General features: G+C 35.9%; 24 protein-coding genes. 5 read left to right on the top strand and 19 right to left on the bottom strand.

Annotated elements, in window-relative coordinates; genetic code table 11:
• Positions 1 to 208: 208 nt before the first annotated feature.
• The 13 genes from BCR25_RS09240 to BCR25_RS09180 all read right to left on the bottom strand — a co-directional run bounded on the left by BCR25_RS09240 (position 209) and on the right by BCR25_RS09180 (position 12,457).
• Positions 209 to 1,420, bottom strand: coding sequence for a hypothetical protein (locus tag BCR25_RS09240; protein ID WP_069663325.1), 1,212 nt, complete (start codon positions 1,418 to 1,420; stop codon positions 209 to 211).
• A gap of 97 nt (positions 1,421 to 1,517) precedes the next feature.
• Positions 1,518 to 2,648: a DUF916 domain-containing protein gene (locus BCR25_RS09235; RefSeq protein WP_069663324.1), complete on the bottom strand. Its 1,131-nt coding sequence runs from the start codon at positions 2,646 to 2,648 to the stop codon at positions 1,518 to 1,520.
• A 216-nt stretch (positions 2,649 to 2,864) separates the two neighbouring features.
• Positions 2,865 to 4,007 (bottom strand): hypothetical protein, encoded by a 1,143-nt coding sequence (locus BCR25_RS09230; RefSeq protein WP_069663323.1) that lies wholly within the window; start codon positions 4,005 to 4,007, stop codon positions 2,865 to 2,867.
• Between the two features lie 17 nt (positions 4,008 to 4,024).
• Complete coding sequence (locus tag BCR25_RS09225) at positions 4,025 to 4,804, bottom strand: coiled-coil domain-containing protein (protein WP_069663322.1); 780 nt, start codon at positions 4,802 to 4,804, stop codon at positions 4,025 to 4,027.
• A 20-nt stretch (positions 4,805 to 4,824) separates the two neighbouring features.
• Positions 4,825 to 5,649 carry a winged helix-turn-helix domain-containing protein gene (locus BCR25_RS09220; RefSeq protein WP_069663321.1) on the bottom strand — a complete coding sequence of 275 codons (825 nt, stop codon included), beginning with the start codon at positions 5,647 to 5,649 and terminating at the stop codon, positions 4,825 to 4,827.
• Positions 5,650 to 6,506: 857 nt separating this feature from the next.
• The gene (locus tag BCR25_RS09215) at positions 6,507 to 7,400 is read right to left on the bottom strand and encodes a ParB/RepB/Spo0J family partition protein (protein WP_069663320.1); all 894 of its coding nucleotides are present in this window, start codon (positions 7,398 to 7,400) and stop codon (positions 6,507 to 6,509) included.
• Positions 7,393 to 8,154, bottom strand: a complete 762-nt coding sequence (locus BCR25_RS09210) for a ParA family protein (RefSeq protein ID WP_069663319.1) — start codon at positions 8,152 to 8,154, stop codon at positions 7,393 to 7,395. Before BCR25_RS09210 ends, BCR25_RS09215 begins: the two co-directional genes overlap by 8 nt.
• 15 nt (positions 8,155 to 8,169) lie before the next feature.
• Positions 8,170 to 8,886 (bottom strand): 16S rRNA (guanine(527)-N(7))-methyltransferase RsmG, encoded by a 717-nt coding sequence (rsmG, locus tag BCR25_RS09205; RefSeq protein WP_069663318.1) that lies wholly within the window; start codon positions 8,884 to 8,886, stop codon positions 8,170 to 8,172.
• 262 nt (positions 8,887 to 9,148) lie between these two features.
• Positions 9,149 to 9,907: a class II aldolase/adducin family protein gene (locus BCR25_RS09200; RefSeq protein WP_069663317.1), complete on the bottom strand. Its 759-nt coding sequence runs from the start codon at positions 9,905 to 9,907 to the stop codon at positions 9,149 to 9,151.
• A complete protein-coding gene (locus BCR25_RS09195; protein WP_245792117.1) occupies positions 9,907 to 10,200 on the bottom strand; it encodes a hypothetical protein in 294 nt (97 codons plus the stop codon). Before BCR25_RS09195 ends, BCR25_RS09200 begins: the two co-directional genes overlap by 1 nt.
• Positions 10,197 to 11,549, bottom strand: coding sequence for a PTS galactitol transporter subunit IIC (locus BCR25_RS09190; protein WP_069663316.1), 1,353 nt, complete (start codon positions 11,547 to 11,549; stop codon positions 10,197 to 10,199). The genes BCR25_RS09195 and BCR25_RS09190 overlap by 4 nt, the downstream gene beginning before the upstream one ends.
• Positions 11,550 to 11,685: 136 nt before the next feature.
• Complete coding sequence (locus tag BCR25_RS09185) at positions 11,686 to 11,988, bottom strand: PTS sugar transporter subunit IIB (RefSeq protein WP_069663315.1); 303 nt, start codon at positions 11,986 to 11,988, stop codon at positions 11,686 to 11,688.
• Entirely contained in the window at positions 11,981 to 12,457 is a 477-nt protein-coding gene (locus BCR25_RS09180; RefSeq protein WP_069663314.1) for a PTS sugar transporter subunit IIA, read from the bottom strand. The genes BCR25_RS09185 and BCR25_RS09180 overlap by 8 nt, the downstream gene beginning before the upstream one ends.
• Before the next feature lie 214 nt (positions 12,458 to 12,671).
• Between BCR25_RS09180 and BCR25_RS09175 the strand changes: the two genes are divergently transcribed.
• Together BCR25_RS09175 and BCR25_RS09170 are read left to right on the top strand one after the other, a co-directional pair.
• Positions 12,672 to 13,430: a DeoR/GlpR family DNA-binding transcription regulator gene (locus BCR25_RS09175; protein ID WP_069663313.1), complete on the top strand. Its 759-nt coding sequence runs from the start codon at positions 12,672 to 12,674 to the stop codon at positions 13,428 to 13,430.
• A gap of 60 nt (positions 13,431 to 13,490) precedes the next feature.
• Entirely contained in the window at positions 13,491 to 14,435 is a 945-nt protein-coding gene (locus BCR25_RS09170) for a 1-phosphofructokinase family hexose kinase (RefSeq protein WP_069663312.1), read from the top strand.
• Positions 14,436 to 14,522: 87 nt separating this feature from the next.
• On the opposite strand, the gene BCR25_RS09165 is transcribed toward BCR25_RS09170, so the two are convergent.
• Positions 14,523 to 15,230, bottom strand: a complete 708-nt coding sequence (locus BCR25_RS09165; RefSeq protein ID WP_069663311.1) for a GNAT family N-acetyltransferase — start codon at positions 15,228 to 15,230, stop codon at positions 14,523 to 14,525.
• Positions 15,231 to 15,491: 261 nt separating this feature from the next.
• Here BCR25_RS09165 and BCR25_RS09160 point away from each other — a divergent pair, with 261 nt between their 5' ends.
• Positions 15,492 to 16,220, top strand: a complete 729-nt coding sequence (locus BCR25_RS09160) for a LytR/AlgR family response regulator transcription factor (protein WP_069663310.1) — start codon at positions 15,492 to 15,494, stop codon at positions 16,218 to 16,220.
• A gap of 127 nt (positions 16,221 to 16,347) precedes the next feature.
• Here BCR25_RS09160 and BCR25_RS09155 read toward each other — a convergent pair whose 3' ends face one another.
• From BCR25_RS09155 to BCR25_RS09145, 3 genes are all read right to left on the bottom strand, one after another.
• Positions 16,348 to 17,397, bottom strand: coding sequence for a bifunctional transcriptional activator/DNA repair enzyme AdaA (locus BCR25_RS09155; RefSeq protein ID WP_069663309.1), 1,050 nt, complete (start codon positions 17,395 to 17,397; stop codon positions 16,348 to 16,350).
• A 16-nt stretch (positions 17,398 to 17,413) separates the two neighbouring features.
• Entirely contained in the window at positions 17,414 to 18,241 is an 828-nt protein-coding gene (locus BCR25_RS09150; protein WP_069663308.1) for an isocitrate lyase/PEP mutase family protein, read from the bottom strand.
• Between the two features lie 153 nt (positions 18,242 to 18,394).
• Entirely contained in the window at positions 18,395 to 18,727 is a 333-nt protein-coding gene (locus BCR25_RS09145; RefSeq protein ID WP_069663307.1) for a winged helix-turn-helix transcriptional regulator, read from the bottom strand.
• Between the two features lie 118 nt (positions 18,728 to 18,845).
• On the opposite strand from BCR25_RS09145, the gene BCR25_RS09140 reads away from it, so the two are divergent.
• Entirely contained in the window at positions 18,846 to 19,463 is a 618-nt protein-coding gene (locus BCR25_RS09140) for a nitroreductase family protein (RefSeq protein WP_069663306.1), read from the top strand.
• 216 nt (positions 19,464 to 19,679) lie between these two features.
• Here BCR25_RS09140 and BCR25_RS09135 read toward each other — a convergent pair whose 3' ends face one another.
• Both BCR25_RS09135 and BCR25_RS09130 read right to left on the bottom strand, forming a co-directional pair.
• Positions 19,680 to 20,654, bottom strand: coding sequence for a dimethylarginine dimethylaminohydrolase family protein (locus BCR25_RS09135; protein WP_069663305.1), 975 nt, complete (start codon positions 20,652 to 20,654; stop codon positions 19,680 to 19,682).
• 81 nt (positions 20,655 to 20,735) lie between these two features.
• Complete coding sequence (locus tag BCR25_RS09130; RefSeq protein ID WP_069663304.1) at positions 20,736 to 21,494, bottom strand: peptidoglycan amidohydrolase family protein; 759 nt, start codon at positions 21,492 to 21,494, stop codon at positions 20,736 to 20,738.
• 614 nt (positions 21,495 to 22,108) lie between these two features.
• Between BCR25_RS09130 and BCR25_RS09125 the strand changes: the two genes are divergently transcribed.
• Positions 22,109 to 26,422 (top strand): LPXTG cell wall anchor domain-containing protein, encoded by a 4,314-nt coding sequence (locus BCR25_RS09125; RefSeq protein WP_069663303.1) that lies wholly within the window; start codon positions 22,109 to 22,111, stop codon positions 26,420 to 26,422.
• Positions 26,423 to 26,776: the final 354 nt, after the last annotated feature.

Genomic DNA, 26,776 nt, shown 5'->3' with positions numbered 1-26,776 from the left:
ACCACATAAAACTTGGCTTTATCAACTAATTATGCATTCATTTGAAATTTTTTTAGTTCCAAAAATTTCAATAAAATCATTAATTTTTGAAAGTAGAATCCGACTATTATTTGTTATAGAAATACAAATTAAGAACAAAATAAAGAGGGCTATACTACAGAGACTTTTAGTCTCTTGTACACACCTCCTTTCTTAAACAGTCTATCACTCACTTCTTATCACTATTCATTATTGTTATATCCTCAATCTGACGCAAAGAGTTGCTCAGCAATTCTTTTAGCGCTGCATATCCTTCCAATTTGATCAGCATTTCTTGTGAACAATAGACCCAATAATTAAAAATAGACGCATTTGCTGTAATTTTCTCTACCCGCTCCATAAACTGCCCTAAATCTTCAATCAATTTTCGACAACTCAACTCATTAGCAATAATTATTTCTTCTTTTCCTTCTAACTCGAGTAACATCCATAAATAGTCTATAAATTCCACCTTAGCTTTTAATTCTAAAAACTGCCTTTTTGATATCATCTTTTTTTTATTTAGATTTTTACTTGCTGAAAAACATCTAATGATCTCCAGCTCAATTTTGGGAATAGGTTTTCTTCGTGAATTAATAGGTTCTGGTTTCTCCGTAATAGCTTCTTTTTGCTTTGGTTGAATCCTAGCAGTTGTCTTTACGTATTGACTAGTACGCATCAAAATGAAGTTACGCTTATGTTTAGGTTTTTCTTTTGAATGCTCATGTCTTATTTCCTCGACTTGCTGCGAATCATTCTGAATTTCCATCTTCTCTTGTTCGTTAGAAGCATCCACAAGTTGGTATTCTTCCATTTTTATTTGCTCTTTTAACGTTTGACTTACCTTCGTTAATTCATTTTTTAGTAATTCTCCAGAATCAAGAACAATCGCTTCATTCTTTTTTAGTCTATTTTCTAAAACATCCATTTTTTCCGTTAGCTGACTAAATTTTTCTAAGGCATTATACATTTTTTCTTCTTTTCGTTTATATTCTGCCTCTTGTTCTTGCTTGAGTATCGCTGCATAAGATTCGATCAGCTCCTGCGCATAGTTTCTAAATACCGGTAGTTGCTTCACTTGTTCTGGTTCAAAAAAACCAAGGGTAAAGGTTAAAACGATGTAAGCTGGTGAAGTATAAATATTGATTTTTTTTATGGACAGTTCATGGTCTTCTTCCAGCCAGCTCTCTCGAATTTTCTTTGCCATTTGTTCAAGTTCCATCAATGACTGGATATCTCTTTGAAAGATCAGTTTGCAGGATAAATAAGCTTCATGCGGCGTTTTTATGTGCTTATTGTATATTTCTACCCCCAAAAGTCTTGGATTAACTTTTTGGTGAAGAATATATTTTTTAATGATTTTTTTTCCATGTCTTTGAAATTTTTGTTCGGTATCGTTCATATCCTCAAACTCCTAAATTGTTATGCTCTCGACCTGACGTCTCGTCATTATGGACATTCATATGAAACAAGCTGATTTTCTGTTTTTTTAATATGTTTCATTCGTTGTTATTGGGTATATGTTTCTTTTTTCGTTTCATTTTTTTCTGTTCGTTACTTTTTTGTGGGTGCTGCTGCACCTTTTTCCGCCGATTTCGCTTTTTCTTTTTCTGGTACAGCTCTGCCTCATATTGTTTCTGTTTTCTTCTTCTCAAAAGCAGCAATGATAGTAAAGCAATCAGTAGAAAAAGAAGAACGACTGTACAGATTACTATATAAAGAATCAACTGATCATGCTTACCTTCTGATGCTTCCTTCGGTAGTTCAAACGCTTCTTCCCATTTCCATACTTGATCAGTATCTTTGGATCTAACGGTTAAATGAAAAAGATATTTTCCAGCAGGCTGAAGAACCTTTGCTTCATCAAGCACACTCAAGGTAGTACTTGAGTTGGGTGCCATGCGATAATCATTTTGCTTGATTTGATATATGACTTGTTCAGATCCTTGTTCGGTGATCTCAGCTGTGTATTCGATTGCTTCTAGATTTACTGCTTGATCATTTTGAATTGTTGCGTGTATAACATACTGCCCAGCTTTTTTTGTAGGAAGCAGCTGCAGTAAATTTAGGTTTGCTTGTACTGGTGTATCTGTTTCTGTTAGCTTAACAGCTACAATATAGACGTTTTTTCTATTTTGATTGTCTATTGTAGGTTTAGGATTTGTTGAAACCAACTTGATTCCACCCAAAATCATACCGTCAAATGGTTCTTTAGGCATTTTTAAATGAACGAGGATTATCTTTTTTTCATGGGCGGAAATCACAACTTGAGACTCCACAGCAGCAATATCTTTGAATGAAACCGTTAAGCTTTTATCTCTTTGTATCTGCTCAGAGCGATCCGTATAGTCGATATCTCCTAAAAAATTGGTGGTTGCATCATTAAGTTGGATCGTCAGTTTTCGTTCCTCATCAGAAGTGTTAGATACTTCTAATTTCAGTTCCTGTTCTTGACTTGGTTTCATTCTAAGATCGTAATAAGTTGCTTCTGGGTCATGTTGATTTTCTGGCAGAATCGGCTTGACTGAAACAGCTAAACCACTCTCAGTTGTCATTATAAACAGGAAAAAAGGAAGGAAAAGACTATATCCCAAGATAAGCAAACGAACGTTCTTCTGTTTATTCGTCATTTATTTAAACTCCCCATATAGTGGATTATTTAAGCAATGAGGAAATAGAAGGTCATACTTCCTTCATTTCTTTAACCGTATAATTTTAGTTTTCTCGCCATGATGTCTATTTGCATCGGTCTATACGTATAAAGTATTTTCCCAATAAACTATGTAATACGGATGGGAAAAACCGACTATTCCCACTCCATTTTTATTCTTATGAAACCTGTTTTTTTACTCTAGGTCATCTGGCTCTTCATTCAGTACTATTTGTTCTAATAAAAAGTTTTCTCCCTGAATAAGGTCAAAATAAGCTGCCTTATTTAAAATACTGTCATAATCCATTTTCATGATTCGGACATGTGGTTGCCTAAACCACGATTTTTTTTTGATTTTCACTCGTGATTCAATCAGCTTACACTCTTCCAAAATCAAATAGATTTCATTAGTGGAAACAGACTCTTTAAAACTTCTCACTTGTTCTCTCTCATACGTCAAGCGGTTGTCAGAAATCGTCATTTTTTCTGATTTCGTAACTAATTCCTTATTCATCATCCATGACTGCTCTAAGAATTTTGCCTTCTGCAATAACTGTGAATACTCTCGCAAATCGATTTTCAATAGTTGGTCCCAATCTTCATTTTCATTGTTGTTGGGCTTACTTAGCTCATTGATTGCTCTGGATAGGTTTTGCCGCTCCATTTGATCGATAACAACTTCTAATTTTTTATTGGCAAGACGCATTCGTTCTTTTGCATAACGTTCCCTGCTGACAGCTTCTTCCATTTTTAAAACATAATTTATATTTGCTTCTTTTACGTTATGTTCTGCTGCTTCTACCTTCGGTTTGGGTTTTGCTTTTACTTTTGGATTACTCGTGGTAAGTGGTTTGACGAATTTAGACACCAATCGCTCAATTTCGTTGACGAATAACGCTAATACATCATCACTTTCACCTATCAGCTGCTGTTCTAAAGATTGAAGTAAATTGACCATGAATGGAAAATTCGTCTCACGATAAGCAATAGGAACAAAATCAATATAGTAAACGACTCGATTGTCTTCTTTTTCCTTCGAGCCTCCAATCCAGGCAATTTGAGGAAATGTGTGAATCAACTCATCCAACAACGCAGACCAATCAAGGTCTACGAAGTCCAAGGTAATTTCTACATGTTTAAAAAAAGAAATAATCGTATGAAATTCTTCAAAATATTCTTCTACCTCTTCTTTTGGGTAGGGATCTCCTGCATTTCTTTTTTGAAAAATTTCTTCACAGATATAATAAATATCCCGCAACATATCGTCATCAAAAAGACGCTCACCTACTGCCGGAGAAGCAGCTTGATAAATATCAACAATAATATTTTGATAAACCACTTCTTATTCTCCTCCCCTTATTCTATTGACTGATCAGCTAATCGTTCTGATTTACTCAATAGATCTTCCATCAACACACTTGTCTCACTTTGAAGACGAAGAATACGAGTATGGTAATTTGCCGCTTCTTGGTTGATTTTTTTCAACTCGATTGACGCTTCTGAAACAGCCTTCTTAGTCTCATGCCTTGCCGCTTCTACTGTTCGATCTGCTTCAATCGTTGCTCGTTCGATGATCTGTTGTGCTTTTTCTTTTGCTTCCATCAAAACTTCTGCAATTTGATTTTTCATTGAATCTTGCTGGCGCAGTTGACGTTCAAGCTCACCATTAGCCGCTCGTTCTTCCAGCAGCTGCTCTTCTACCTGTGTTCTTAAGTCTTCTTCTTGTCTGATATGCTCTTCCAGCGTGTGTATTTTATCTTTCGATTGAGATGAACTCGTCAACCGCAACGTTAACTGATCGATTTCCTGCTGCTTATTTTCCACTTCTGCTTTTAACCGTTCAGTCATCGTTTTTTGACGTTGTACTTCTTTTTGAAATTGTTGATTTTCATTTTTTAAATGCTCGATTACAGCTGCCTGTTCTTCTTTCATTTCTTGTTCTTGCTTTCTCATAGTATTTTCCAAACGTTCTCTCTTACTTGATGTTTCTGGACGGCTCTTTTTAGGTGGTTCATATTCTTCTTCCTCAAACTCATCCTCGTCATATTCATCGTAATCGTCGTATTCTTCATAATCATCATAATATTCTTCGTAATCATCATCATACTTCTGCTTTTTTTTCTTAAAAATCGCCAACTTGCCTCTCCCTTTCTCGCTTAAATTGTTCCTGTTAGTAATTCTTTTATTTTTTCACCTTGTTGATCATCCAGCATCACAAAATCTTGATTTAAGTAGTAGCCTATACCTTTTTTATTTAAGATAAACGGCTCAAAAATCGATGTTTTTTCCATTATTTTTTGTTTGATGCGGTTGATCAAATTACTTAGCAGTGCTTGTTTATTTTTTTGTTTAGCATTCGTCCAAATTGCTTCGCATAGCGCCTGACTAGAAAATACTCTCTGATCAGATTTAATAAAGTGATCCAAAACTTGATGTTCTTTTTTGGTTAGCGGAATCAACCAGTTATCAATAATCAATGTCCGATCTTTAAGCTGAAATGTGTGGTGTTTTTTTAATTTCGCTCCATGTGAAAATGATGCATGCTGTGCCTCCCGTTCATTTTCTGCATAGATGCCGATTGTTCGTTCTGAGCTGGATTGACCTTTACGATTTGCAGATTCTTCAAAAATTGCAGCCAGCTTACTAGCTAAATCAGTAACAGATATCGGATAACGTACAAATGTTACGTCTGAATTTCCTGCATATTTAGCTTCATTAACGTGCTCTGATTCAAAAGTCAAAACAACGATAGGTTTATTGAGTAGCGCCAAATTGTCCAAAAAGGATTCTTTTAACCCGCTATACATGGATTGTTGATAAATAATCAGATCAAAGTTTTGCAAAAAATAAAATTCTTTGTCTTTGGGCCGAGTTAGTATATCTTTTGAAACCATAATTTCATAATCCATGTTCAACAAACTATTTTGTAATAAGCCATTTGCGCTAAGTGTGTCAGTTAATATAATTATTTTTTTCCTCATAAGAAAGTCCTCCTCTTAATTTTGTATATAGTAAAATACCAACCATTCATGTTTACTAAAATTCCCTAGATAGAACAAATACAACCTTGCTATTAGCCTATGCACCACTATATGCTGCAAAAATTGAATAATAGGAATTTCTTATTCTTATGTAAAATAAGAAAAAATAATAAATACAACTGACCTTGTACATCTTTACAATCCCCTTATGACGGCTAAATGACGGTCAATTAAACTGTATGAATATATTTAATATGAAAAAAAATAATTTTAATGAAATAAATGATTCAATTATAAGAGTAAAAAAATTTAAAAAAGGGACACTTCATTTTTTCGCAAACCAACAGATGTCTTGATATCCTACCTGTTTTTTTGACGGCTTATTTGACGGCGAATAAAAACAAGTGATTTTTTCATTAATTACTGTTTATTTATAAAGAACGATAACTGACTAAAAGCTTGTGTCTTCCGGGTATTCTAGCGTTACTCCTACCTGTTGCACCACTATCATCATTATGATTTAATCATATGATCTATCAATGTATATAATTTAATTAAATATATTGTTATTTTTTTATTCCTCATTGACACGCCTAAATTAGTTATTGTATACTTGAAACATAAGTACTTAACAAAGCGTCTATTTATAACAATTACCATATAGTTTAATTTTAACAATTGTAAATTTTTCTTATTTTACATAAGAATAAGAAAAAATCTGTTATTTATACATAAAATGATTTTTATATGAATTATATTCAAAATTTGATAAATTGTTCTTCTACATCAACTAAGTCGAAAAAAAAAGAGTAACAAAGACGAAATCGTCTTTGTTACTCTTTTTTGAATTTATTATGCTATTTTTCGTCAAAATGGATTTCTAAAATATCTAAAATTCTTGCTAAGTCTGATTGTGAGAGATATTCGATTTCGATTTTACCTTTGCCTTCTTTTTCTTGAATTGCGACAGTCGTTCCGAATTTATCCATTAATCGATCTTCGCTTTCACGAATATAATACGGCTTTTCTTTTATAGACTTTTTATCTTTTTTAGCGATTTTCTTCCCTTGATTTTCATTTAAATCATTGACGATTTGTTCCAATTGACGGACAGTCAAGTTTTCTTCAACAACTCTTTTCGCTAAAGTCAAAATCAATTCTTTGTCTTTCAGACCTAATAACGTTCTTGCTTGTCCCATTGATAATGTTTCACCTTGCACCATTTCTTTGACAGGAGCAGGTAAGGTCAATAATCGTAAGTAATTCGCAATATAGGGACGGCTTTTCCCTAAGCGTTCAGCAACTTCAACTTGCGTCAATTTCAAATTTTTCATCAGCATATCATATGCTTCTGCTTCTTCTAACGGATTTAAATCTTCCCGCTGTAGATTCTCTAAAACAGCAACCTGCATCATTGCCTCTTCATCAAACTCACGGACAATCGCTGGAATTGTTTCTTTTTCTGCTAATTTTGAGGCACGAAAACGTCTTTCACCTGCAATGATCTCATAGCCTTTGACTGCTGATTTTCTTACGATGATCGGCTGGAAAACACCCGATTGCTGGATTGAATTCGCCAACTCTTGTAGTGATGCTTCATCAAAGGTCTTTCTTGGCTGGTATGGATTTGGCCGAAGCTCATTTAAAGGGATCTCAATAACTTCCTCTTTTTGAACATCCACATCTTCTAGACTAGCAAAATCCTGAAATAGTGCATCAATACCTCTTCCTAAACCTTTTCCTTTACTCATTATCCAACACTTCCTTTGCTAGTGCTTGGTACACTTCGGCACCACGTGAACGAGGATCATAATCAATAATCGACAAACCATGACTTGGCGCTTCAGACAGACGAACATTCCGCGGAATAATCGTATCATAAACTTTTTCACGGAAATATTTACGGACTTCTTCTACAACTTCAGCACCTAGATTTGTTCTAGCATCATACATTGTCAATAGCACCCCTTCTATACGCAGATCAGGATTAAAGTGCTTTTGAACTAATCGAATCGTATTCAACAACTGACTCAATCCTTCTAGAGCGTAGTACTCACACTGTACAGGAATCAAAATCGAGTCACTGGCAGTAAACGCGTTGATGGTTAAGTGCCCTAACGACGGCGGACAATCGATCAAAATGAAATCATAAATATCACTCACCTCTTCGATTGCGGCCTTTAATCTTGTTTCACGTGCCATCATTGAGGTCAACTCAATCTCAGCTCCAGCTAACTGAATCGTTGCTGGAACAATATCCAAATTTTCTCTTGAGGTTTCTTGAATCACTTCTTTGATCGGTTCTTCATTTACTAATACATCATAAACATCTGTTGCAACGTCCGGTTTACGTACACCAATACCGCTTGTTGCATTTCCTTGAGCATCAATATCGATCAGCAAGACTTTCTTACCATAATAGGCTAAACAAGCACCTAGGTTCACAGTGGTCGTTGTCTTACCAACACCGCCCTTTTGATTCGCTACAGAAATTATTCGTGCCATTTGTGTCCCTCCATCTTATTTGATCGGTTGTTTATTTGGTAGTCCTGGTTTTCTTGGGTATTTTTTAGGTGTTTCTTTTTTCTTTTGAATCACCACAATATGTCGCTCATCCTTTGTAACAGGCAGTTCAAACGAAACTTCTTTTTGAAATTGGCCACCTAAAAGGGCAATCGCAGGTTTTGCTTCAGTAATTTCCTCTTCACTTTTAGCGGCTTTCAAAGCTAAGAAAAAACCCTCTTTTTTCACTAGCGGCAGACACAGTTCACTTAACACATTTAAACGAGCGACTGCTCGGGCAGTAACATAATCAAACGCACCTCGAAATGCTGCTTTTTGTCCAAAGGTTTCTGCGCGATCATGATATAAAGAAACATCCTCCAAGCCAAGTTCATTGACTAACTCTGTTAAAAAGGTGATCCGTTTATTCAATGAATCCACAATCGTTACTTTTAATGAAGGGAAAACGATCTTCAACGGTATACTAGGAAAACCGGCTCCTGCACCCACATCACAGATTGCTTTGTTACTTGAAAAATCTTCGAAAAATGCTAATGAAATCGAATCGTAGAAATGCTTTAAATATACTTCTTGCTCTTCAGTGATCGCAGTCAGATTCATCTTTTCGTTCCACTCGACAAGTAATTCAAAATAACGAGCAAACTGCGCCATTTGATGCTCTGACAGCTGGATTTCTTTTTTACTCAATAGTTGTTTAAATTCTTCAGGTGTCATAACTTTCCTTCCTTGCGTGAAACAGAAAATGTTTCACAATTGTCTTTTCTTACTTTAACGCAAATAGAGATTTCTTGCAATGTTTTTAGCAAGATTTATAGGAGTTATAATGAAATCATTCTTTCTATTATATGCAAGAAATTTTTAGCTACTCGATCAAATGAAAAAAGGACCGAGACATAACTCTACGAGTCACGAATCTGGTCCTTTTGAAAACGAATAAACAATAGAAGCAGGAGTAACTACTACGCTACATTACGTATTAGTCTCCACCTACCGTTGCCTTGATAATTGTATTGTAGATTGGCTCATGTTGCATTAAGTCGTCGATCGTACCGATTTTAACGCCCTTAGAATAATAACCATCTAAAATACCTAGTTTTTGGAAAATGGTTTGTTTATATGCAATTTCAGCATTCCACTCGACTGTATCCAAAATTGCCAATGCTGAATGGATCGCTTCAATCCCTGTCTCACCACCCGTTGTAATCAGCACGCCATGACTATCCAGCAAAAATTCATGCGGCAACTGCTTTCTCGGCATTGTTTTAATGTGGTTGCTGACAATTTCTGCTAGCTCCTCTGAACAGTTTGGCTCAAACTCTAGCACTTCAATGTATTCAACTTTTTGCGTTGCTTCAGTCAGATTGGGCATGTCCAAGCCACTCGTTGCCCAAAACATACTTTCTGGTGCATGTGCATGAAGTACAGCCTTGATTTCAGGATTTGCATCATATACCGCTTCGTGCATATTGATTTCCCGAGTCAAGCCGCCTTCCCCTGCGAGCACCTTTCTCGTATGGGGTTCGACGACTAAAATCTGCGATGCTGAAAGATGACCTAAATATGCTTGTGACATCATCGTTGGTGTCATGATGATGTATTCTTTTCCGGCTTTGTCGGTCGTCTTAAACGAAAAATTCCCTCCGGCCACATTGGTATTTTTACGTTCAAAGATCAACTGAACGATTTTTGCCATATCTTCTCTTTCACGTTCAAATAAAATTCTTCCATCTGCCATTATTTATTACAGCTCCCTTTTCTTTTTAGTAGTTTCCCTGTACGAATCGTTGCTTGTGCCGCTTCTTGAACTCGCTTATATTCTTCATATTTCTGCTTTTTTCGTTCATCATATTCTTTAAAAAGGACTGCATTTCCATCTTTGTAAATAAAAAAGGAAAGAAGAATCACTAAAAAATAGATTGGCGTTAAAGTTGTAGTTATTGCTAGTAAAAAAAGGAGGATATCCACAAACAACAGCAACGTCCATTTCCCTTTTTGGCTCATCATTACCACTCCTTTCATGATCATCATTTGGTTTCTTCATACCGAACACTTGGAACGGGTTCTTTAGACATATACTTATACAACCAGACAAACATTGCGATAAAAATAATAAAACCAACAATCGCTACTATATTAAGATTTGCTGCTTCTGCAAATAAAATTCGAAATTCTGGTCCTTCAATCGATGACCAAGTAATACTGCCGCCTTTTAAATCGACTGCCCCCGTTTTTTTCGCTAGTCCTGTCAAGACTGGTGCCAAATAAGTTGCTCCATAGAGGTACAGCGGTGTATAAATCAAGCCCAATGTAATCATCCGGTAGAGATTTCCTCCCGTTAATAACAGGCCGCCTACCGCGATCGAATAATTGATGATCCCTGCTAAAGGAAGCACTTGATTGCCTGGTAAAATCATGGCATAACCGATAAATACCGGCACTAAGATAATCGCTGTCACCCAGATTTCTGAACGCCCAGCTAACACAGGCCAATCCAATCCGATATATACCTCGCGATCCTTAAAGCGTTTTTTCATCATTTCAGACATCGCATCCGCTAATGGGGAGAGCGACTGCATAAACATCTTACTGATCATAGGAAATAGCGCCATCGCAGTCGCAATCTGAATTCCTAAATTCAGTGAGCCTGATACACCATACGCCGCACCAAAGCCTAGTAAAATTCCAATGATGAAGCCCATTACACTATTTTCCGAGAAAATCCCAATTTTTGCTTTTAAAGCTGTTGTATCTGCCTTTTTATTAAAGAAGGGGATTTTATCCATCACAATATTGACCGGCAGCATCAAGACTGCTGAAATATTCATCAAATGTGTTACCGTCACTAATGGAATTCCTGTTAAATCTTGAATATGCCGTTGGAACATATCACCCATTTTCAACTCTAAAACCACTTGAATCACCGCAGCAGCGAAGCCTGCAATCAAGGAACCACTGATAAAATAGACAAGATAAGCCGTTAGTGCTTTGCCCCATACATTCCACATATCAACATTTAGCGTTTTCGTCCAATTCAACAGCAGCATCACGAAATTTACGCCTAAGACAACTACGAAAAAGACAAACGCATACGACCAAGACCATGTAATACTGGCAGCCCCTGTCCAACCTAAATCCAGTGCCGGCAAACTGATACCCGTATTTTTTGCCATCGCTTCTGACGCTGGACTTACAGCATCCGACATAAAGCCGATCACCATACTCATCCCTGTGAACGCCACACCTAACGTAATTGCTGACATGAAAGCTTTTTTCAGCGGCATTCGGGCAATCAAGCCGATAATCAGAATAATCAGCGGAACAAAGATCGCCGAGCCAAGATTCAATATATAATCAATCACAGATTGAAACATTTCCATCTCCTCTACCTACCTATCTTTTTAATTTTTTGGTATGATTAACTTATAATTTTTGTTTCAGATAATAAGATCATCCATTTAGCTGAGCTTATCATCTGTCTACGTTCAGGTTCATCACAACCTGGACGTTTCTTTATTATTTCTTCGTATCGTTTACGATCCCTGCGTATATCTCATCTACGCCCATGCCTGTTAAGAAAGGAACACCTGCATAAACGGATATACCGAGCTTCTCTGCAGCCTGCAACACTTCGTCATCTGGTTTAGCAATATATACATAAATACTGGCACTTGGCAGTTCTTGTAAGATTGATTTGTAATCCACTGCTTCTACTGGATAATCAATATTATCCGCCTCTAATTTACTTTTGATTTTCTCTGCCACTGTTGTACTTGTCGCCACACCGCTTCCACACGCTACAATCAATTTTCTAGCCATTTTTTACTTCCTCCCATTGCTTCATGAATAAATTAAACACATCTTCTTTTTCTGTCGCCTGTTTTAATTCAGATACAAATCCTTGATTTTGAAATAAGAGCATTAATTCCTGCAGCAAACCAACTTGTTTCGTCGGTTCTTTAATTCCTAAAAAAAATAGATCCTTCACCTCCATTTCTTGATTGTCGCCCATCTGTTTGACTTTGATCGCATCTGTTGTTCTAACAATATATATGAAAGGCCTTTCAATATATTCTGTATCTGAGTGAGGTAGCGCAATATTGAGATACTCTGTAATCAATCCTGTTGGGAACTCTTTTTCTCTCGCCTTAATGCCCGCTAAATAACCATCATTTACATATCCTTCTTTTTGTAAGCGCGCAGCAATCAGTTCAAATAATTCTTCTTCATTTTGAACCGACACCTGTAAATCAATCAACTTCGGCTGGAACATCTCTTTTGTATTCATTGATTCTCTCCTCATCATTATTGATCAAGCTAAAATATATTTATTTCGCTAAACTTTTTATGTTCAACTTTGTAAATATATGTTAAACTTTGTTTATACAAAAAGAATACAACTTGTATAAAGGTTTGTCAACGCTTTCTTTTGATTGTTTTTTGTTCACTTTACGTTTAAAATGTAGTAGATAAACATTTCCGAACAAAAAGGAGCACATATTATGTTAAAAAGAGAGCGTCATGCGCATATTTTAGAATTATTGGATGAACATACCTTTATGACAGTATCTGACATCGCAGGAAAACTACAGGTTTCTGAAATGACGATTCGTAGAGATATCAATGAGCTGAGTGATTCCAATCAACTCGTTCGTCTATACGGTGGAGCACAAAAGATCGACCGCAAAGATAAAGAGTTGGCTACTCACGAAAAGATCAATCTGCATATCGAACAAAAGGAATATATCGGAAAAATCATGAATTCGTTGATTCAGGATCATCAAGTCGTTTTTCTTGGTGCAGGCACAACAATTTTATATGCGTTACCTTTTATTAAGAAACAAAATTTGATGATCGTTACCAATAGTCTTTTGGCCTTTAATTATGTTATCGCCCATACGGACTATCGAATACTGTTAACAGGAGGAGATTTCACACCGATCACAGAGGAATTTATTGGAGAGCATGCGGAGCAAACCTTCGACACGATCAATATCGACATTGCTTTTGCCGCAACAAATGGTATTTATAACAATAACGTAACGACTTCCAATTATTTAGAGGGCGGTGTCCAACGGGCAGCCTTTAAAAATGCGAAGCAAAAGGTGGTGGTTGCTGACAGTACAAAATTTAACGTCAGTGATGTTTATACCTTTTATAAACTTTCCGATCTGGACTATGTGGTCACCGATGACAAAATTGACGAACAAACCTTTAATTTTTATCAATCTTATGGCACGTTGTTGAATAAAAAAAGGTAACTGGGTGTTGTTGTTCTTTCAATAACCCAGCTAACCGGGAAAATTGAGAGGAGAACAACCATGATTTTAACAGTGACACTGAACCCTTCATTAGATTCTATCTATTTCACAGAGACATTTGTCTTGGGAGAGATGAATCGCTGCGGCAATCCAGTCAAGGCAGTTGGCGGAAAAGGAATCAATGCTGGTAGAACAGCAGCCATTCTAGGTGCTAAAGTAACAGCAATAGGAGTTTTAGCCGGCATCAACGGAGACTTTATTCGTTCTGCACTTAATAAAGAACCATTTTTTGCTACTCATTTTTTATCAATCTCAGGAGAATCTCGAAATGCGGTCACCGTAATGGACCAAGAAAAAAATCAAACAGAAATCGTCGAATTAGGACCTGAGATCACTGCGGATACAGCTGAAAAAGTATTAAATCTTGTGATCGATCTTTCAAAAAAGCAAAAAAAAGAACCGATCCTTGCACTATGCGGATCAGCAAACACAGAAAATGACCACCTCTACCAACACTATTTAGAACAACTAGGTGGCATATCTAAGGTTCTGACAGATATTTCAGGAAAACAACTGAAAAACATACTCAATAGTCCTGTAAAACCTTATTTTATCAAACCCAATATTCATGAATTTGCAGAATTGCTGCATACGACAATCAAAAATAAAAATGACGTCATTGCTCACCTTACTCAGCCTCTGATCAAGGATATTCCATTTGTGCTTGTTTCCTGCGGCAGCGAAGGGGCAATAGCAAAATATAAAGACCGAATTTTTGACGTTTCCATACCGGCGATCGATGCCATCAATCCGACTGGCTCTGGCGACGCTACAGTCGGTGGGATTGCTTTTGCTTTAGATCAAGGATTCTCTATTGAAGAAACCTTGCGTTACGGCATGGCTTGCGGGATGAGCAATGCGTTAGAACAGGCTGTAGGTTTTGTATCTACGGATAATGTCGAACAGCTTAAAAAGAGAATCATTTTGCGTGATGTCCGCATATAATGATAAACCTAAAAATTGGAAAAAAGAGGAGGCTGGGATAAACACCCTGCCTCCTCTCTAACTTTACTCTATTTCTTCCTACTTATTTTACAATAGATTTAAACTACTTTTTTGTTTACCCTCTTCTGTAAAATTCTCAGGAGCAAGCCAAGTTTCTATTCGCTGCTTGACCTTTGGCCATTCGCTATCGATAATAGAAAACCATGCCGTATCACGATTTCTCTCTTTATACACTACCGCTTGCCGGAAAACACCTTCAAAAACAAAACCTAAACGTAATGCTGCCTTTCGAGATGGTTCATTCAAGGCATCGCATTTCCACTCGTAACGTCTGTACCCTAACTCGTCAAATATATAACAAGCAGCCAAGTACTGTGCTTCCGTTGCAATACGCGTTCTTTTCAACTCGTCAGCATAGATAACAAAACCAACTTCGGCCGATCCCTGCTCTTGATCTATCCGCATCAGTGCTAACGTGCCTAATGCTTTTCCATTACTCTTGTCAATAATCGCATAATGCACTGGATCTAAAGACTGACTGATCGTTTGCAGATAGTCAGCAAAAACTGATTTGTCCTCAAATCGATTTAATGGAATATATGTCCAATTTTCAGGACGACTGTTTGGCCCATAAACCTCATACAGGTCATCCAGGTGCTTTTCTAATGAAACCCTCTCCAAGCTGCAATACTGTCCTTCCAGCTTAAACTTCTCTGGCAGTTCTCTAGTAGTCCAGCCTATCACTTCTTTCCCAATCGGCTGATCATATTCATTCTTACGTATTCGCTCATTCATCTGAATTCCCTCCCATATCTTAGTTTACTAAAAAAAGAGCTACATTTATAGAAAGGATTTTTTTCTACATAATTCATTTACGTGCAAAAATTTCCGAAAATATACCAAAATATGATTATTCTACGTTAAATTTTATGATATGATAAATATAAGTGATACCACAGGGTGGAAACTTATTTTCAAATGTAACAAAAGATAATTAAATGGTAAATAAAAGAAAAACGTTTTAAAAGAATGTTAAACTAAAGAGGTGATATATCATTGAACATTGCTTTGTGTGATGACGATCAAATCGAAATCGGAAAAATCGAAACTTATCTAAATCCCTTAAGAGAACAACATTATGAGTTTGATTTTTTTAGCAGCGAAAATAAATTGTTAAAACAGATTCAAAAAACAGAAACAAGCTACAGCATTTACTTCATTTCGATTGAAATGCTAAAAAACAAGGGCATCCAGCTTGCCCAACAAATACGTAAAGTTGATTTAGAAGCCCTTATTATTTTTATTTCAGATGATAATACCCATATGCCAGAAGCTTTCAAGGTTCAAACCTTTGATTATTTACTTAAACCGATTTCTGAAGAACAATTGATGCTAACAATGAAACGAGCAAATGACTATTTAAATGAACGAAATACCTATTTTGACTTTTCATTTGGCCGAAAGACGATTTTTCTAGCAATGAATGAAATCGTGTATATATCAAAAAGCGGACGGGTTGCTTATATTCATACAACAAACACGATCTACAAGACGTATCTAACAATGTCAGAAATTCTTAAAAAACTAAACACTAACGCATTTGTTAGAACTCATGGAAGCTATGTCCTTAATTTAAATTACATTGTTGAAATCGTTAAAAATGAAGCCTTCGTAAAACATTTTAAAGAGGGCCTTCAGCAAGACACAAAACTTTCGATCCCTATTAGTAGAAAATTTAAAGATGAATTAAAAATAAAGTATTCAAATTTTGTAAATACGCTCTAATCTATTCCGTTAATTATTACATTCAGTTATTACTAAAGATCAATTATGAAGATATAAACCGCTTAAAGCGCTGATAAAAAACGACCCTTTGTGGCTCCTTGTCAACTAATGTTGGTAAAGAGCCATTTTACTTCATATTTTCCCTCTCATGCTTCAACAACCACTTCTTCCGTTCAACTCCGCCGCCATACCCACCAAGGCTGCCATCTGTCTGAATCACTCGATGACATGGGATAATGATCGCTAATTGGTTCGCGCCGTTAGCATTTCCCACAGCTCGCATTCCTTTTGGACTGCCAACAACCGCTGCTAGTTCTTTGTATGACAACGTTTTTCCAGGCGCGATTTGAGTTAGTGCCTGCCAAACATTTTTTTGAAAATCAGAGCCTAAGCATCGATACGGCGTATGAAATGTTTCCAGCTTGCCATCAAAATATAGTGCTAGCTCCTCTTTGATTTGTTCATTGATCTTCGTTTTTCCCGGAACGATCGATGCATTCAATCGATTACGTAGTCGCTCAACTTCCCTCTCCAGTCCGCGTCGATCAACAAATTCCAACAGATATAAATAGTCATCGTCAGCAATGCTCATCATCGGACCTAAAATAGTGTCGATCCAATCTGCCGATAAGCTTTTGATTTTTTCTGATTGTTTTGGATTTCTTCCCATGATTTTTGAGAAGGCATCGTAAAATCCACTGGAAGAATCATAGCCTGCATCTAACTGCGTATCGATTCGTTTTTCACCATTTTTAATTGATTTCAAAGCCATGCCCATCCTTCTTGAACGTGCATATTGGACAAAGGTCATGCCATAAACTTTTTTGAATTGTCTTCTGGCAGTCATTGAATGAATCCCTAATTCAGCGAAATCTTGATCTTTCCAGCGCTTTTCTGGATTTTCTTCCACTAACTCTACCATTTTCTGAACAAGTGGCGGGATTTCTCTTGGGAAAGATAACGGTTTGCATCGTTTACAAGGTCTGTAACCAGATAAAAGTGCTTCTTCTGCTGTTTCATAAAAAGTACAGTTCTCATATTTAGGTTTTCTAGCTGGACATGTTGCATGACAGAAAACACCTGTTGATTTAATGCCCACAAAGAAAATACCATCATAGGTAGAATCTTTTGCAAGTAGTGCTTGGTAATAGTGTCTGGTTTCCTTTTCACTGATCATTGGGAACTTCTCCTTTCTAATTTATTCTGAAACATTCAACAAGACCTTGTTCCTCATAGTGAGCTAAATCTACCAATAACGACGTATAAAATTCATTTAAGTCTTTATTTTCACGTTCATTGTAAAACAGATAGATCGAAGGTCCAAAGCTGATTCTTGAAACTCCTGTATGTAAATATTCTGCAATTGAATCTTCTTTGATATCCAGCATAATATTGATCGGTAGTGTCGTTTCCGCTGCTATTTTCTTGATGTGTTCTTTATTTTTTAATCCTGGTATAAAAATACCATCGATTCCTGTTTTTTCATAGGCTTTGATTCGAGTAATCGTTTGGTTTAGTATAGCCTCATTTTGATTATTTTCAACAATATCTCCGATAAAATAAGTATCTGTTCTCACATTGACAAATAGATCTTTTTTCATATCATTGCTTGTTTGTTTGATGCAATGCAGGCGCTCACTTTGTTCATCTATGGAATAAAGAGTTTCTGTGTTTGCTTTTTTATCTTCAATATTGATTCCGATGACACCGTTGTTTATGAGTGTTTCAATCGTATTTGCTAGATCTGTTTCGTTTTCAGCATATCCTGATTCAATGTCTGCAGTAATATAGTTCGTTTCCGGCTTCATTTGTTTGATAGATTCGATTATTTCACCGAAGGGCATATTTTCACCATCTTGATAGCCATAGTAATCGGACACCGCATAACTACTTGTTGGAACCAAGAGTATCTTTTTCTTTGTCAGTTCATTGGCACTAGCCGCATTCCAAATGTTTAATAAAATAAGGGGTTTATCTTTTTTGTGTGCATTTCTAAATTGTGCTGTTTTATTTTTGATCATCTTTTATCAATCCCTTCTTTTAGTCTCTCTATTGTACTGCTGATCCGTAGAAGGTTCTTTCGAAAAATGAACATCAATTTTTTTATTTTAGTGAGTGATAATAAAAAAGCATCGCCCTTTAAACTAGAGAAATGCTTTATCAGTAAAATTTATTTATTCAGTACCAATTCCTTTTTCCATCATCTCATGTCCCCAATTATTAATAATTTCTAAGGCTGGAATTAGTTTTTTTCCTTCTTTGGTCAAAGAATATTCTACATGAGGCGGAATCACTTCAAATTCCTTTCGACTAATCAATTTGTATTTTTGTAGATCTTCTAAGGCTCGATTTAAGGTTGTATTCGTTATGCCATCAAGCTCTCGTTTTAGTGCATTATATCTAAGAACTGAATGATAGGACAACTGCCATAGAATCTCGATTCTCCATTTTTTTCCAATGATCGACAATGATTTTGTTACACCGCATGCGGATGTTTGTTCTCGCATTAACTCATCTCCTTTTTACAAACACAAAAATGTGCGTACTTGTTTCTGTCAATTTTAAATAATAAAATAATCATAACACTTGATCAAGTGGAAAATAAAGAGAAAGTTGGGCATCCCTATGTCGGGAATAAAACAATTTTTAATCAGTCGAAAATCAATCAGAAATTTTGATAAACAATTTACAATCACAAATGAAGAAATCAATACAATACTTACAGAAGCTTCATCTGCTCCATCTAGTAACAATTTACAACCTTGGAAAGTCATTACAGTAAAAGATAAAAGCCTTCAGAAAAAACTATCAACATTAGCCTTTGATCAGTCAGCGATCAAAGAAGCATCAGCAGTATTTATCTTATATGCTGATACGACTCAATATGACCATATCGAAGAAATTACCAAACGAATGGTCGATCAACATATTATTGATGAGGATATGGCAACGAAACAAATCAAAACCGTTGAAGCTTTTTTCACTTTGCATCCAAATGATAATCAAGAATTTGGAGCCGCTTTAGACTCTGGTTTATTTGCAATGCATTTAATGCATATTATTCGAGCACATGGTTACGGTACTGTTCCAATAAGAGGGGCTACTTTTTCTAAGATTTCAGAACTTCTAGATGTTCCTAGTCACTGGATTCCAATCATGTTATTGCCAATCGGTAAAGCTTTAGACAATGGTTATGACTCCATTCGCTATCACGTTAATGAATTTTCTACTATTATAGAATAAGTTTTTAACAATAAAAGACCCGCTCTTCGGGGAAAGAGCGGGAAAAGGAGTTAAAAAATGAAAAAGTGTTTTGTTAGGGTTGTTTGTTTGGTATGAATATATAATAACCCGAAATTGTGACTATTTTGTGTTGAAAAATTGGTTTCTTTATTACGATTGTTTGGTGAAACTCTGAATTTCTTTTAGATTTCTATAATCTTTGACTCGCTTTGTCGCTTATTCGTTTATTCTTACTAATGCTTGCGTCGTGCATCTAAAAGAACCGCCGAATATTCTTGAAATCTCGTAATCTAACGTTTCGACATGTATTCCGTAACCGCTCAACGCTGCGATCAATTCTGTAAATGACCGATCCGTCACATAAACCGATTCATTGATCGTCAGACCATTTGCCATCAATAACGCTGCTTCGTTTAAAGAGATATTTATCTTATCCCACTTGTTTAGCTCTTCAGGTAAACCATCTAAAAATGCTTCCTCACAGTAAATCATCAACCCTTCTTTCACCATACTTAAGGCACAATCCAAATGCAATATATCCGGGTGCAAACGTACTGGAACAATCGTATAACCCCAATGAGTCAACAGCGATTTTAGCCAGTTTATTCCATTTAAATTACTTGCCAAGCCAGAATATCCGACAAAGATTGTTTTACCATAGACTAAAACATCGCCCCCTTCTATAAAAGGACCTGTTTCACTCTCCAGACCTTGAGAAATATCTGGTTGAGGTGCAGCGAAATAAATAGCTTCAGAATGCTTGGATTCCTCGATTAAACGATCTCGAAGCGGTAAGACTTCTAAACGACGATGAGGAAATCTTAAATTACCTTCGATGATAAAATGACCAATTGTAAAAAAAGGATCTCTTGAAAAGAAATTTGCATAGCCTTGCCCGCTCGCTTTTCCTGATTCCTTTTCATAGTTTGTTAACATTCTAGGTCTCACAACTTCTACACCATAAGATGTCAATAATTGACGCATCTGCTCTTTTTCATTTTCCCACTGTTTCTGCATATCTGGATAAAGATCGGCAACATCTCCCACTTTATTTTTAAACAGTGTAAGATTTTTTTCCGACAAAAAACTTGTATCTACTGCTTCTTCTCCTTCTGGTATATAAAATTGTGATTGTGCCAGAACGACTCTTTTTAGCGGTGCAAACTCACTTTCCACAAAATTTATGCTCATTTAGCGTCACTCCATCTCTCCCTATATTTTCTACATTATAGCAAGAGTTATTTGAATTTTGTTGACTGACCCCTTTTCATTTTAATTAAAAAAGCCCTTCCCCCACGTAGTATCAATACGCCCATCATCGGGTCCCACTGCAATGTAACGCCGCTTTCCGCCGTAATCAAGATAACTGATCCAAACATAACCATTACTATGCGTGTACTTATCATAATAGATTGCCATTCCTGGGAAATAATACGCAAGTGCGGGACTTACTGCGTCATCTGGATTGGTATCCTGACTGACGGCTAATTTTCTGTCTGGATAAAATGTACCTGACTTTGAAAGTAGCTTTACCTCTTTCTTTTCCGGTGTTGGATCTGGTTTAGGACTTGATGGGATCGGCTGCGTGCTATTGCTATGAGAATAGCGGTAAATTGTGATACTAGGACAGCCGTTGACAGACCAGATTTGATCATGATTATTAACGGTAATCCCGTTGTATCCATAGTTACAATGAATAATCGAATCCTTATCATCCACAAAAATTCCAGTATGTCCATTTGCTCCGCCTGAAAAACCTCGATCACCCCAGATAAAAATATCTCCTTTTTTAGCAGGGTAATTCCCTGTACTATCTGGTTTCACCAACTCCCAGCCTGCTTTTTCTAAATGAGAGAAAAGTGTATCTGTATTCCCCATTGTTCCGACAGGTAAAAATTCTCCCGCGATTAAAGAAAAATAAACCGCACTGGAACAATCATAACTGTTAGGACCTGTTCTTTCGATCATTGAATAGCTGACCTTCCCCTGGCGTTCAACCATCCACTGAATCATTTTTTCAATTGTTGTCATGTTGTCTCTCCTTTCAATAATAATAGAAACAAATTTGCTTTCCTTCATTTTAAATGATTATCCTCATGCACTTCCTATTGATATTCTGTTAAACCTCTCCCAAATCCAGTTATACTCATTTTCTATAAAAAGAACCTCTGACAATTATCTAGAATGTTTCACATGAAACAAAATTTGATTTAGACTGCTTATCACTCTTTATTTTGAACACTTATCAAGCTTTTATTAATATATACAATAAAATACATATAATTATTTTTATTATTGTATAAATAAAGGATTATTATTATACCGTTATTTTTACATTAGAATCAATATCCTTTCTTAACCTCATTTACTTCAAAAAAGGGGCTATTTTAAGCAATATTCTCATTTATTATAAAATAGGATTATCTAAAAAAAATATATGTACTTTCTATTTAATGTTATTATCTGATTTTTTTGATATTTACTTCTCAAAAAATTAGATGATCAAAGAAAAACATGATAAATCACTAACTTGTAATTATTGTATAATTACATTTGTGCAAATATAAATGGCTTAACGAAGGCATTGTTTTACCACAAATAGTAAGTGAAAAAAAGGGAAAAATAGTAAAAGGAAGGTAATATTTATGAATTATTCATGGAGAAAGGGTACCTTTAAGTTTTTATTGTATTCAAGTACAATGCTTATGGGAACAGCAACATCTGTGCAAGCACTGGCTACGACCGTTAATCAGGTAAATCAGTCTACACAGACAAAATTGCAAAGAGACTACATGACTACTTTGCAAGAATACGAAGCTGCAAAAGCTGATTATCAAACTGTCAAGGACAACTACGAGGATGCTCTTAGCGAGTACAACACAGCCAAAACAGCGGCGGATGATGCTTATGCTATTGCTGCACCGTTAAAGGCAGAACTCGACAATCTAAAAGGACCTTACCAAGAGAAATTGTTGGCATTTGAAGAAACTAAAAAGTCTTATGAAAATAGCAGAGCCCTTTATGAGGCAAATAAAGCAGATTATGAAGAAAAAGTAGATAATTATGAAGAAGTTCGAATTAACTATGAAGCCGAAAAAGCTAATTATGAAGAAACACAACAAACATTTATTTCAATGCAAGAAGAGTACCTAACAGCACAAAATGACTACGAAATGCTAAACACTGAGGCTGAAGAAAAAAGAGCTGCATACGAGACGTTGCGTAATGCTTACGAAGAAAAACGAACAGCTTATGAAGCCGCTGCACTTGATTATGAAGAAATACAATCCGCTTATAATGAAGCAAAAACAGCGTATGCCTCACAGTTGCTAAGCTATAATGAACAAAAAAGTTCTTATGAAAAAATGTTAAACACTTACACTACGAAAAAAGATAATTATAATGCAAATGCTGTCCTATTCAATCAAGCAGTTGTAACCTACAATACCTTAAGAGCTGAACTTGAAACAGCAAAAACCGCTTATGCTGAAGTCAAAACCGTATACGATCAAGCACTTAGCGAGTACAATACATTATTAAATGAATACAACACAGCCAAAGAAAGTTATCTAACTGAAAAAACAACGTATGAAACGCGTTCTGCTGAACTAAATGCATCGATTGCGAACTACGAAGACAAGCTTACTGCATACAATACGATCAAAGATAACTATAATACGGCCAAACAAGCTTATGAAACTGCTTTGTCTGATTACAACACATTATCAGCACAGTTGACGGAGCTAACAACACAATATGAAACAGAACGAAAAACATATGAAGCTGAAAAACTAATCTATGATCAAAAAACAACGGCCTATGAAACTGAAAAAACAGTTTATGATCAGCAGAAAGCGGATTACGATGTTCAGCTGGCTAACTATACAACTGATTTAGTTACTTACGAAGAAAAACGAGCAGCTGCAAAAGCTTTGATGACCCAATATGAAGAAGGATCAGTGGAATACTCAGCGGCACTTTCCGCTTACAACGAAAGTAACACACGTTTTAATGAAATAAACAAAGAATACCAAGCAGTCAAAGAACAATCAGACCTACTAACTGCTAAATTTAATGAAACTAAAACAGCATACGATAAAGTAACAACTGACTACCAAAATGTTACTGCTTCTTATCAGTCGATCAAGCAGCAATATGATGCGCTTGTTTTAAAACGTGATCAAGCAAAAACAGATTATCAAAAACTGGAAACAACGTACAACGAAGTTCATATAAACTACACACAAGTCATGCAAGTTTATGATGAAACGGAAGCAGATTATCAAGCAGCACTGGCAGAAGCACAAGTAGTCAATGATCTTTATGATCAAGCAAAAGCAGCCTATGATGCCGTACAAACTAAATTTACTAACGGACTTGATGCTTATACTGCCATCGAAACAAAGTACAATACAACGTATTCTTCTTACGAAAATGCGAATCAAAAATTTGAAACCGCTCGTACTGAATATGATCGTTTATTATTGGAGCAACAACTATTAAAAGACGAATTGACACAATTAAAAGAAGAACTTTCACAAACTAAAACAACTTTTGCTAATTTAGAAGAAGCGTTAGCAGACACACAAGGTCAATTTGATTCATTACAAACACAATTTGATGATACTAGAGCAATTTATCTCGACCTAAAAGGACAATTTGACACATTACAAACAGATTATACGAATGCAAAAACTGCCTATTCTATTGCAGCAAACGCTGTTACTGCTGCATCTGATTCCTATGAACTACGTAAAATAGAATATGAAAAACTAGCAGCTTATTATGTTGATCTTGAAAAGAAATATCAACTTACCTCAGCAAATTATGATAAAGCCTCAGAATTGTTGGGAAGTCTTAAAACAAAGCAAACGAATCATACTAATGAGTATCAAACTGTTTTAGAGGAATTCAATGCTATAAAAGATACTTTTACACAACTTAAAACAGAATACACAACCATAAATACTAAATATGAAGCGGCCTATACTGCATGGGACTCCGCCAATACGACATATGAAGCTGCAAGCGAGAAATTCGAAATCCTTGAAGACCAATATAACGAAACTATGACTGCATACAATCAGTTAAAGGACAAATACGAACTTGCTAAAGAAGATTTCACTACAGCAGCAAAACCTTATGAGGATGCATTTGCAGCTTACAACAATGCTGTAACTGCCCAAGCAAAAATCAATGAATCAATTACTGAAATGAATACAGTACTTGAAAACTTCCCAACAGATCAAATCACGCAAGAAAAGCTTGCAGGGATACCTAATGCTATAGCTGCATGGCAAGAAACATACGATGCTGCCGAATTGGCACTTGAAGCAGCTTTAGCCGACTCTTGGCCGATTATTGAAGAATATCAAGCGAAAAACGATGCATATAACGTTAGTTCCATTGCGCCTGATATTAAATTAAGTGTTGTTTATAGTCCTGATTCATTTGAGACTAAGTTAACTAACTTTATTGCAGAAGCAGAAGAAGTAATGAAAAAAAATATTGCTACTGTCAAGATTTACGAAGATTATTATTTGGCATATTCTAATTACCAAACAGCATTTGATGCATATAAAACAGGTTGGAGTATTGGAAATTCGGGTGACCCAAATGATGATTATACAAATATTTGGCAACCAATTATTAATTCATTAAATACCCTAGATTTTACATCTATTTCGCCAGAATATACTACTGAGAATCTGCAACAAATGACAACGGCAGACGAATGGAACTCATTTGTTGCAACTTTTGAAAAAACTGTCAATGAACAAGTAACTAATTTTTCTAATTATGCAGATTATTTAAAAGGAGTTTCAACAGCATGGAATACAGCCCAATTAGAATTAAAAGAAGCTATTGCAACTTTTAATAGCTTAACATCTAGTACCGTTCAAATTTATTTTTGGGGAGATCCTATTCCTAATTCCGTTGAAAGTATGGTAACTCAAACTACCAATATTGCCAAAGAAAATATTAAAAACTTAAAGAATACTCCTCTCCCACAAATACCTGGTTATCCAATTTCAATTTATAGCTGGCTAAAGGATAATTTTAGACAAAGTAGTGAGTACAGTGGCGTAATAGTGGGACAAAATCCAGATATTGTTATTCAATTTCCTGAATTTACTATGGAAACTATCACAACAAAACTAGATTCATTAGAAATCTACAAAATCACAGCTCCAGATATTCCGCCAGTACCTGATATGCCAGAAGCACCTAAGCAAGTAGAAGTAGATTTAGCGGCACCACAAATAGTCACACCGGTACAAGAGCCGGTGAATCCTTCCATTGAGCCAACAGCTCTTTCTACAAAAGTGCTTACGGACGTTGCAAATGTTGACCTTCCTATGCTGACAACAGCGCAACCTTCAACACCAACTCAACCTGTTGAAGACATTGATAATACTGAACCTGTAACAGATATAGATTTTGATAGTGAAGAAGCGACAGGGAGCGTCCAACCCGAAGCACCTACGGAATTAGGAGATTTAGAAAATGTCACAGAGGTCGATCCTTTAGAGAAACCAACAGAAATAGAAGAAGCTCCTGAAGTTGTCGCGCCTGCTACACCAGAGGTAACGGCTCCTGAAGTTGTTGAAGAAGCAGAGCAACCAGTAGAAAAAGTAATTGATTTAACTGCTCCGACTGATCCGAAAAAGACAGAAGCAGCCAAAGTAAATACAGTGCCGACAGCTCCATTAACTTTGGCAAAACCTACAGAAAAAGCTCAAGATCCAGCAGGTACCACAGTAACAACGACTAGATCTGCTATTCGTACCAAGACAGATCCTAGCAGTTCAACTTTACCAACTACCCGTTCTCAAAGAACACTACCAAATACGGGTGCAGAAACATCTGCTACAGCACAGAGTATGGGTGTCTTAATGGCTGGCGCTGCCGGATCACTTCTATTTTGGAAGAGAAGAAAAGGGAAACATGAAAAATAAAGTGAAATGAATTAGAGAAAGAATAGAACTATTTTATAAAAGAATAGACGGATACTTAACTTTTTTCGTTAAGTATCCGTCTTTTTAAATACAAAAAAATGATTACTACAAAAAAGAAACACTAAACTATGATAAAATTAAAAAAAATTTATCTCTAATACAAATAATTTATATCGAATTACTTAATACCATATAGAATAGTCTATTTGATGTTATCAATCTATTTTTTAAATTTATTGTGGCGGATAACGAACAAAAGAAATGAAATAATTATCTGAATTTTCAGCATATTATTCAAGACTTACAAGAAATCCTATTTTTGTAAGCGTATTCAAAACAATGTCCACATATATG

This window comes from Enterococcus termitis (assembly GCF_001730305.1).
Lineage (GTDB): Bacteria > Bacillota > Bacilli > Lactobacillales > Enterococcaceae > Enterococcus_L > Enterococcus_L termitis.
Note: the sequence above shows the minus strand (reverse complement) of the source record. Positions and strands in the feature narration are given on the sequence as shown.